This window comes from Cobetia crustatorum (assembly GCF_000591415.1).
In the GTDB taxonomy this organism is placed as follows: domain Bacteria; phylum Pseudomonadota; class Gammaproteobacteria; order Pseudomonadales; family Halomonadaceae; genus Cobetia; species Cobetia crustatorum.
Window position 1 is genome coordinate 40,565 of record NZ_JEMF01000062.1, and the last position, 9,778, is coordinate 50,342.

Annotated in this window: 8 protein-coding genes; 4 read left to right on the plus strand and 4 right to left on the minus strand. The window is 56.4% G+C overall.

Annotated features, from left to right (window positions below; translation table 11 throughout):
* Window positions 1-93 precede the first annotated feature (93 nt).
* The 4 genes from BF12_RS0113085 to BF12_RS23195 form a co-directional block, all read right to left on the minus strand.
* Entirely contained in the window at window positions 94-1,581 is a 1,488-nt protein-coding gene (locus BF12_RS0113085) for a Na+/H+ antiporter NhaC family protein (protein ID WP_024952663.1), read from the minus strand.
* A 360-nt stretch (window positions 1,582-1,941) separates the two neighbouring features.
* Window positions 1,942-3,399: a BCCT family transporter gene (locus BF12_RS0113090; protein WP_024952664.1), complete on the minus strand. Its 1,458-nt coding sequence runs from the start codon at window positions 3,397-3,399 to the stop codon at window positions 1,942-1,944.
* A 352-nt stretch (window positions 3,400-3,751) separates the two neighbouring features.
* On the minus strand, window positions 3,752-5,185 hold the full coding sequence (locus BF12_RS20105; RefSeq protein ID WP_248623714.1) for a BCCT family transporter: 1,434 nt from the start codon (window positions 5,183-5,185) through the stop codon (window positions 3,752-3,754).
* 14 nt (window positions 5,186-5,199) lie between these two features.
* Complete coding sequence (locus tag BF12_RS23195; RefSeq protein ID WP_282705503.1) at window positions 5,200-5,328, minus strand: hypothetical protein; 129 nt, start codon at window positions 5,326-5,328, stop codon at window positions 5,200-5,202.
* Window positions 5,329-5,880: 552 nt separating this feature from the next.
* Here BF12_RS23195 and BF12_RS0113100 point away from each other — a divergent pair.
* The 4 genes from BF12_RS0113100 to BF12_RS0113120 form a co-directional block, all read left to right on the plus strand.
* Entirely contained in the window at window positions 5,881-6,837 is a 957-nt protein-coding gene (locus tag BF12_RS0113100) for a GlxA family transcriptional regulator (RefSeq protein WP_024952665.1), read from the plus strand.
* A 244-nt stretch (window positions 6,838-7,081) separates the two neighbouring features.
* Complete coding sequence (locus BF12_RS0113105) at window positions 7,082-8,116, plus strand: YHYH protein (protein WP_051510994.1); 1,035 nt, start codon at window positions 7,082-7,084, stop codon at window positions 8,114-8,116.
* Window positions 8,117-8,295: 179 nt separating this feature from the next.
* The gene (locus tag BF12_RS23200) at window positions 8,296-8,430 is read left to right on the plus strand and encodes a hypothetical protein (protein ID WP_282705504.1); all 135 of its coding nucleotides are present in this window, start codon (window positions 8,296-8,298) and stop codon (window positions 8,428-8,430) included.
* A 382-nt stretch (window positions 8,431-8,812) separates the two neighbouring features.
* On the plus strand, window positions 8,813-9,778 hold a 966-nt coding region (locus BF12_RS0113120), incomplete at its 3' end, for a YHYH protein (protein WP_024952667.1).

Genomic DNA, 9,778 nt, shown 5'->3' on the forward strand with positions numbered 1-9,778 from the left:
GGGACTGTCATCAACGGCCATCAATGAGTGTGATGGCCGTTGATGACAGTGTGCTGGTTTTCAGAATAGTCGGAGGGGGCCGAGAATGAGATGTTATTGCGCGGGGCGCTCCTTGACCTCATTGCCGTCGTCATCCTCGAAGGTTAGCCCCCAGCCAGTGATAGCGGCCAGCAACATGATGATGACCAGGAACCAGCCCTGGAAGACAAACGGGAAGACCGCTGTCGGGGCCACGGCGGGTAGCCAATCGTAGGTGCTTTGCATTGATTGGATCGTTGACCAGCCCAGTAGTACAGGCGCCCCCCACGGAAAGATGTAGCCCAGCGCAGAGGTCACCGCGTCCAGCATGTTGGCACGACGATAGCGGTGGATGCGATAACGGGTGCCCAGCTCACGCACGAAGGGCGCAGCAGCGATTTCAGCAGCGGTATTGATGGTGATGGCACTATTAAGCAGTGCAACGATGCCCCAGATAGCTAGCTCGGCACGGCGAATGGAGTTCTTGATCCAGCGCATCAGCAGGCGGGTGACATGATCCATGGTGCCGCCGAGGGTCATCAGATGCGCAGCACCGACGATCAGCAGAATCAGGATGCCCATGTTGACATAGCCTTCCACGCCGCGGACCAGCGCGCCGGTCATCACGCCATCAGCATTGGCATCGAAGGCAATGATCTGTGAGAACTCTCCGGTCCCTGCGATCAACATGACAGGAATGGCCGTCAGAATGCCCCAGGTCAACGAGGTCAGCAGGTGCTGGCCGCGTAGCGCCAGTATCAGCACCAATGCGAAGGGAATCAGCATCACCAGCCCCAGCGGATTGGTAGCCTGTTGCATTGCCTGAACGGCGGAAGGATCGGCGACACCGCTTTGATCGCCACTGCCGAAGATCACGAACAACGCCATCGCTGGCACGGCAGCCATGATGGAATACTTGAAGCGACTTCTGACCACTCCTGGCACGTCGGCACCCTGCGTCGTGGCAGAGACAATGGTGGTATCTGATACTGGTGCCAGATTATCGCCGAAGATCGCGCCGGACAGGATGGCAGCAAATAGAAACGTCGGATCACTACCGACCACGATTCCTGCCGGATACATCAGGGTGCAGAAGGCTACGGTGGTGCCGTAACCCGTGCCGACTGCTGTCGAGAAGATGGCAGCAAGCAGGAAGGTCAGCCCGACGAACCAGCCACCAGTCATGTCTGAAATACTGCCCAGCCATACCAGGCCCTCGACTAGTCCACCGACCTGCAACACCTGAGCGAACATGCCAGCATAGAACCAGGCGACGATAGCAACGACGCCGATGGGTTGGGTCAAACCGTCAAACAGGCCATTGGCATAGTCTTCCCAACGGCTGGTGCAGAAGAACAGCCCAAGCGTCAGGCCGAACAGTGCTCCCATCACTAGCCCGATTTCTGAGGACAAGCCCAATATGCTCGTAGCGATTGCCCACACCACAAAGAAGACCAGTGGAATGGCAGCCCCCCAAGCGCCGAGCCGGAAGGTGAGAGTGGGCTGCTTAGTGTGGGGCGCGGAAGTGCTGTGCCCGGTGTCACTGCTTGCAGAGTGAGGCATGGAAGTTACCTGTACGCGTCATTGTGATTATTGGATAGCGATGGGTGGCAGGCGACTGCATGAGTGTGGCGCAACCTTTGAACAAGCCTGGGACATGGCATTATTTCAGCAAAGGCATGTCAGTTTTTGTCGATAAGCCAGCGTTAAGCACTACATGAATGCTCGCCTGTCAGTGATATCAGCCTATCAGTTGATGCTGATGGACTGTCAATTCACCGAAAGTGAAATAGAGGTCGGTAGAGGAGAGAGTGAACATAAAGGTGTCTCGCAAACGTGACACGGCCCTGCGCTCATATGAGGGCAGGCCGTGGAGGAGTCGCTGCATTCCGACTCACTGTCGATGGTCACTCACCTACGATATTACTGATTCGTGATGATCGCGGTGCTAGCACGTTCACGCCGTACGCGAACCACGAAGGCGATGACGAGTGCGAAGATACCGAAGGCAACGGGTATCGCGGCGACTGAAATCAGGCTCAGCAGGGTCTTGTAGACATCACCGCCCAGCCAGTTGACCACGATGGCCAATGCCGCCATGGCGATGATCCAGAAGGCGCGTGAGCGATTGACGGTCAGCATCTCGCACACCAGGCCTGCGGAATCCGCGCTGGTGATGAAGAACAGCAGGATGTTGAGTGTCAGCACCACGGACAGGATGCCGCTGGTATCGATGGTGTCGATCAGCTTGAAGACATCCTCGGCACCGATGCTGAGGCTGCCGAGACCGAACACCACGAACCACAGGCACGAGAAGAGTGTCGGTACCAGCATCACGCCCAGCACCATGCCGCGTAGCGTGCGGCCTTTCGAGATGCGCGCAATGAATACGCCGGTGAAGATGAACCAGCCGTACCAGGCGGCTTCGAAGGCGTATAGCCAGTCAGCCAGCCATGCTTTGCGTTCCGGGTCACCCAAGCCAATATCAGTCGCCATGGCGGGATATTTGAGCAGGTATTCCGGGACTAGCCGCACGAAGGTCGAGAAGATATCGCCCGGTACCGTGAGCACAAGTACGCCGACCATCAGTGTGATGGCGAACAGGGTGTTGTAGTTGCTCAGCCATTTGATGCCGCGTTTGAGGCCGGAGGCGGAAGAGATGATGGCGCAGGCAGCCAGCACACAGATGATCAGCGTCGGGCTGAATTCGATCCCGAGGAGCTTCTGAAGGCCCTGCTGAATCGGGATAGTGGCGTAGGTAAACGACAGTGACAGGCCAATGACGGTCGAGACGACCAGACTAATCAGATTGAGCTTGCTCCAGATGCCATTACCCAGCAGCTCCTCGGCCGGCTTGGCCATCTTCATGTTGTACATGGCGTGCGCAAATAGTGCGCCAATCGCTAGATAGCCCGCCCATGCCAGTAGCCCCCAGTGATTGAAGGCGTTGAGCAATGCCATGTCAGTGCTCAGGCCCGCATCAGTGTGGTACTTCGGTTCCAGCACGCCCCAGGTCAACAGGCCAATGCCCATACCGGTAGCGAATAGCATGCCCATCCAGCTCAAGGTATGAAATTCCGGTGGGCCTTCTCCAAAGCGCAGCTTGCCAAGCGGCGTAAAGCAGACCACTACCATCAGCAATGACACGGCAAAGGCTGGCCAGGTGAAGATAAAGCCCAAGTTGCCGATGACTGAGGTCTTGATGAGATTCAGGCTATCGAGAAAGCCAGTGGGGAAGATGGCAGCGGTGACGATAAGCAGTGCAACAACCGCTACCGTGGCGACGGACGTCAGGTATTTATCCGCCGCAGGCGCTGAATCACCAAGGCCGCAGGCCGGTCCTTCTGGAGAGGGGGATTGCTCGGATGAGGATGTGGTCATTGTTGCGCTAGTCCTGATGTTGTCGTTGTTATGGTCGGAGAAAGAAGCGAGCGAGAACGTGACGTGAGAGGGGGCAGCGAATGATCGATGGTGAACTCCTGAGGGTGGCTATGACGCTTTCAGACTATCCTGACTCTCTTGAGTATTTTGAGTGTGGGCGACGTTTAGTTGTCATCAAGCGACGACTACGCCCAAAGGATAAGACGTACAGCAGCCTCGCGACGGCGGTATGCATCGCTTTATGAACACAGAGGGGGTGCCAAAAACGACAATACCCGCTGAGGCGGTAAGCCCCGAGCGGGTATTGGTGACATTTACTACTCCAATGCGGCAGCACGGAGAGCGATCAGCGTCAGCTGGTTTCGACTTGTGTCTTTGCCTTGCGTCCCTTGCCCAGCACATTGCTGGTCTCCTGGAAGAGCGCGACTATCATGCCCAGTGTCATGGCAAGAATCACGACGCTGACCGGCAGTGCCGCGATCATCAGTACCGTCTGCAAGGCTTTGAGCCCACCGGCCATCAAGAGCACTGCGGCGACCAGACCAATGCAGACACCCCAGAATATACGGTGACGTGCCAGCGGCTCTTCATCACCCATCGACAGGATTGTGGTCACGACGAGTGTGCTGGAATCTGAACTGGTCACGAACCAGCTGATCAGCAGGAAGATCAGCAACGAGGAGAGAATGGTGCCCAGGATGTCGTTACCCGCCAATGTATCAGCCGTCGCAAACAGCGCTTCCGGTAGATTCCAGTCACGAATCATGCCCATCAACTCACCGGTACCAGGGCCCATGGCAGCGTTTAGCTCCTGATGCAGCGCAGTCCCGCCGAACAGTGCCTGCCAGAGGAAGATGATCAACGGCGGAGCAAACAGTACCCCCAGAATAAACTCGCGCAAGGTACGGCCCTTGGAAATACGCGCGATGAACAGGCCAATGAACGGGGCCCATGCGAGCCACCATGCCCAGTAGAAGATGGTCCAGGCGTCTTGCCATTCGCGTTCACCCGGTGTGCTGGCGACCCACAGGCCCATCGGTACGACGTCGCGTACATAGGCGACGAGTGTCTCGCCGAACAGGCTGATCAGCCACAATGTCGGGCCACCGATCAGGAAGCTACCCACGACAATGACGGAGACACCGACATTGAGCTCGGAAATGATCCGGATACCGTATTTGACGCCGGACACCGCAGACGCGATGGAGATCGCGCAGATGGCGGCAATCAACGCCACCTGAGTTGGCAAGCCAGGGTCTATTCCGGTCAGTCGATTCAGGCCCACGGCAATCTGACTGACGCCTAGCCCGAGCGAGGTCGCAATACCAAATACGCAGCCTAATACGCCGAGAATATCGACCGTGTGGCCAATCGGGCCATAGATACGATCACCAATCAGCGGATACAGCGCAGAACGCAGTGCCAGAGGCAGGTTACGACGGTAGGCGAAGTAGGCCAGCGACATGCCGACCACCACGTAAACAGCCCAACCATGCAGCCCCCAGTGGAAGAAGGCGAGCTTCAGTGCCTCAACTGCACGCGCATGATTCATCGCTGTCACGCCGTCCAGATCAGCATGCGGGTTGTTCGGGTAGCCGAAGGCGCCGGAATCATCGAAGTAGAACAGCGGCTCCGCGACCCCGAAGAACAAGATGCCAATCCCTACACCCGCGGACAGCAGCATCGAGATCCAGGTGAAACGGGAAAACTCGGGGCGGCTTTCAGGTGTCCCCAAGCGCAGCTTGCCCCACGGCGATACCACGAGTACGAGGCAGAAGCCGATCAATCCTACGATGGTAATCAGGTAATAAGTGCCGAAGGTCGTTTCGATCCACAGGCGGCTGCGCCAAAGAGTGTCGAGGAGATATCCGGCGCGAAGCCTGTCGCCAACACAAAGACCAATAGCAGGCCTGCAGAGGTGAGGGTCATGCCTTTATGCATTCCCTTGAGCCAGCCGGATTGTTCGACTTGAATGCGAGGGTGGGAAGGGGGCTCATAAGGAGCGGGCTCAGAATGCGACATGGGGTCAGGTTGTGGTGGTGTCACGCAATAACTCCTGTTTGAGCGAATCACTCGTCTCTTATTGTTGTCGTTTTGGAAACGTTGTGAAATAAGTAGCGCTTATGGAAAAGAACGGTAAGGTGCTAACCTCCTTAAAGTATTACATTATATTATGAATATAATTGTTTTCTATGGCTATGGGTTCTAGAGAATCGCTGTCATATTCCAAGCGCTATTCATTTTCGCGTGATGCTTCTGTAGAAAGTGTGACGAGGTATTCATCGTCAGCCTAGAAAACAAGAAAAGAGAGATTTTTCTTGAGGCGACTTTTTATTGTCTTTATGCGACATTTATCGTGTGCAAGAGAACGATCGCGTGCTGTTACGCCCGATATGCTCCCAATAAGTCAGCGTGCTGACTCGCCACGCTGAGCGATATCGACAGTGAACTTTTTTTACTCATCAGGGAGGCACAGGCGTCATGCGTCTCGATTATTCCGGTCCCTTGCCCGAAACCATCGGTTTTTTACTGTTACCGCGTTTCTCGATGATGGCGTTTTTTGCCGCGGTAGAACCGCTGCGTATTGCCAATCGCATCAGCGGCCAAGCGCTATTTCGCTGGTTATTGATCAGTGAGGATGGTCAGCCGGTCACGTCATCCAGTGGAATGACGCTGGTAGCAGACCACAGTATTCTGGATATTCGCTCGCTGCCGTCGTTGGCGGTATGCAGTGGATTCGAGCCAGAAGCGCACCTAAATCGTGCACTGAGTGGCTGGTTGAATCGCCTGGATGGCGCAGGTTGCGTGCTCGGTGGGTTGGATACCGGCTGTTTCCTGCTGGCCGCAGCAAGTTTGTTGGATGGCGAACGCGTCACCTTGCATTGGGAGAGTCTGCCGGCCTTTCGTGAGCGCTTTCCGACCATCAGCACATCAGACGAGCTGTTTGAGCTGGGGGCGCGGCGTTTCTCGTGTGCTGGCGGAGCCGCTGCGATGGACATGGCGCTGGATGTGATCGCTCGCCGTCATGGTACGGCGCTGGCGGTGGATGTCTCGGAGCAATTGGTGCACGACCGCATGCGCACCCGCACCGATCAGCAGCGCATGACATTGGCCAGGCGGCTTGGCACTCACAAGCGTCAGCTCGTCGATGCGGTAGCACTGATGGAGCAGCATCTGGATACGCCATTGACGCTGGAGGAGCTGGCGCGCCGTTGCCGAGTCTCGCTGCGCCAATTGCAGCGCCTGTTCGAGCAGGAACTGGCCACTTCGCCGCGCGCCTGGTATTTACGCCTGCGCCTCGAACGCGCTCGCCATCTACTCAAGGAGACTGATCTGGACATATTGTCGGTGGGTCTTTCGAGTGGTTTTACCTCAAGCTCCAGTTTCTCGCGTGCTTATCGCAACCACTTCGGTCACTCGCCGCGTCAGGAGCGCTGACGTCTGCTATATCCCGACGTCTTGGCTCTCGAACTCTGGCTCCTTGCATTCATCGTATCGCCCCCCGTAATCCTCTTGCGCGAATGCTTGATGAGTCATTGGCACCGAAAGGCAAGATGGCATTGATTGTGCAACATGCCGGGGCGAGCCACGCTCGGCTCGTCAGGTCATTACACTTGGTGCAGACATACGCTGCTCAAGCAGTGATGTCACAAGGGAATTCAATACCGAGGTAGTGAGAATCATGAAGCGAGCGTTCAATACCACGTTAGGCATTGGAGTGGTGGGTATGTTGATGCCGACCCTCGGTTTGGCACATGGGCCAGTGAGCACCTCAGACCGACTGGCACAGATCCAGACGATGTTTGATTCTGACAACATCGTGGAAGGACCCAAGGTGGTGGACTGCACTCTGTCTGGCGGTACCGAGGCGCAATGCTTCAGCATCACGCTCAAGAATTCGCTGACTCAGCACGAGATGGGCCCCTGGTGCCCGGGCAATATCGCCGATGATGCCGAGAAGGGCGGCATCTGGGTGCGTGATGGCGTGCAGTATGATGTCGATGGCGCCTTCGTCGAGAATCTCGCCACCTTCTACGACGACCCCAAGTGGCAGTTGTTTGACAAGGACTCGGGCAAGATCAAGGTGACCGACACCCAGAAGTCCTGTGCTGGTGCTGCGGTGGTAGATGTTGATGAGCAATACAACAACTACTGCGTAGAGTGCAGCACCGAGTACATGGACGAGGCCGTCGAGACGACCTATGTCCTGCCGCTGGTGCCGGTGCCGGCAGAAGATACTCTTGAAGTGGACCCGCACATGGGGCGTGGCATCGCCTTCAATGGCGTCAAGTTCGATGCCGCGGCGCCGCAGGATGTGATTCTCGCTGCGCATACCATTGCGCCGTTCGATGACTGTGGTGGCCACGTGAATCTGCATGTTGGCTATCACTATCACGGTGCCAATGGATGCAGCCCCAAGGAAGAGATGGCCAAGGCTGATGCACCGATGATCGGCTTTGCAATGGACGGCTATCCTATCCTGGCCAAGCTGACCGGCGATGTAGCGAAGGAAGAGGGTCTTGATGCCTGTAGTGGTCATGTCTCGGAAGGTATCGGTTACCACTATCACGGCAACAGTGCTGACAAGAATGAGATCCTTGGCTGCTTCCACGGTGAGACAGGCTGTTCGCTGGATTCACCGGATGCTGTCTGTACCGCCAATGATCGTCCGGCCGGCCCGCCGCCGGGAGAAGAGAACGCTGAACAGGCAGAATGATCGTCGTTCAGTCTGTCGTGCGTGTGATGCCTGAGACTGCCTGATGGTACGTGCCTCATCTCGCTATATTGCTACTGTTTTCTGACACATTACTTGCACAGTCAGGCAGCAAACTTTGGTTATCAAAACGTTGTTCAGCAACGGTTTATTCATCAATACATCTTCACAAGGAATGCACGATGACGCGCACTCATCTGTCGGCCAATACGCAGAAAAGCGTACGCACCGGCGCAATGCTTCTGATGACGGCAGTACTGATGACAGTGAGTGGCATGAGTGCTGCTCAACAACCGCCGAGTGGCAAGCCGCCTTAGGAAGCCTTCGATGCCTGTGCCTCCAAGCAGGCAGGAGATCAGTGCCAGATGACACTGCCGGACTCCGACAAGTTGCTGCCAGGCCAATGCATGGCGCCACCGGAAGGTGGCAAGGCTGCCTGTCTGCCAGATAACGCCCCACAAGGTGGCAAGCGCTGATCATTCGTGCCATCACTGCTGACGCGCCCGTCCCGCACGCCAGTAGTGACTCTGATATTCCTGTTTTGCTGTTGCTGCATGATGAACGTGCTCATTGTCGGGGCTTGCGATAGCACACGTTCGGTAATGAGCCCGCTCGTCCCCCATGTTCCCTTTACGCCTGTCATCCTGATGATGTCCTCATTGATCAGGATGACAGGCGTTTTTTTTTCAGGAGTTCTCCATGAAGCTCGCTGCTCAAGGTCGTCTCTCTCCGCGATTTATCATGAGGTTGCTACCAGCCTCTTTGCTATTGGCGAGTGCTGCGCATGCCGAAGTCGTGCCGGAGCAATTCTCTGAAGCTGCGCTGGTCAAGGCGCCTGAGACGGTGAGTTGTACTCTCGAGAATGGCACCAAGACCCAATGCACCAAAATCGTGGTCAAGCACAAGCCGGACGACCTCAAGACCGGCCCTTTCTGTCCTCCTGCACTTGATGATGAAGGCGGTATCTGGGATTGGGATGGCTCCAACCCAGGACTGTATCGCCTGGATCGCAGTTTCTTTGAAATGCTCGATACCCTCGGCTTCCATTTCCATGATGAGGACGAAAGACTCCACATCATGACAGACCTGAGCAAGAAACCGGTCGAGGCCAACAACTGCCTCAACGTGTCGCCGGATGAGAGTGTCGAGATGACGATCCTGTTGCCACTGGAGCCAGTGGAAGCAGAAGAGCCGATCTCGTTGGGTACCGTGGCCAAGGTGGGTCTGGCGCTGGACGGTGTGCCCATCTTCGCGGATGCACCTTCGGTGCTGGATACCGGTAATCTGCCGGCACTGGATACCTGCGGTGGCCATGTCGATCCGGGTGGCTGGTATCACTGGCATGCCACTGCCACGGATATCGACTCGATCTACTCTGAAGAAGGCGTGGATGCACATTGCCAACTTCCCCAGAGCCATAGCGCTCAGTTCGCCTATGCCTTCGATGGCTATGCGATGTTTGGTACCCAGGACCCCAGTGGCAAGACGCCAACGGACCTTGATTCCTGCAACGGTCATTTCGGGCCGACCCAGCGTCATCCCGAAGGCGAGTATCACTATCACGCCACCTCAGAATTCCCCAATCTGCCCAAGTGTCTGACGGGGGTCGTGGCCAAGGACAATTTCGTCACCAATGCCAAGATGGGGCTCTTCGACGCCAGGTGT

Excerpts from the sequence above, each read along its gene's own strand:
- BF12_RS0113085 (WP_024952663.1), bottom strand. The coding sequence starts at position 1,581 with ATGCCTCACTCTGCAAGCAGTGACACCGGGCACAGCACTTCCGCGCCC.
- BF12_RS23200 (WP_282705504.1), top strand. The coding sequence starts at position 8,296 with ATGACGCGCACTCATCTGTCGGCCAATACGCAGAAAAGCGTACGCACC.
- BF12_RS0113105 (WP_051510994.1), top strand. The coding sequence starts at position 7,082 with ATGAAGCGAGCGTTCAATACCACGTTAGGCATTGGAGTGGTGGGTATG.
- BF12_RS0113090 (WP_024952664.1), bottom strand. The coding sequence starts at position 3,399 with ATGACCACATCCTCATCCGAGCAATCCCCCTCTCCAGAAGGACCGGCC.
- BF12_RS23195 (WP_282705503.1), bottom strand. The coding sequence starts at position 5,328 with ATGACCCTCACCTCTGCAGGCCTGCTATTGGTCTTTGTGTTGGCGACA.
- BF12_RS0113100 (WP_024952665.1), top strand. The coding sequence starts at position 5,881 with ATGCGTCTCGATTATTCCGGTCCCTTGCCCGAAACCATCGGTTTTTTA.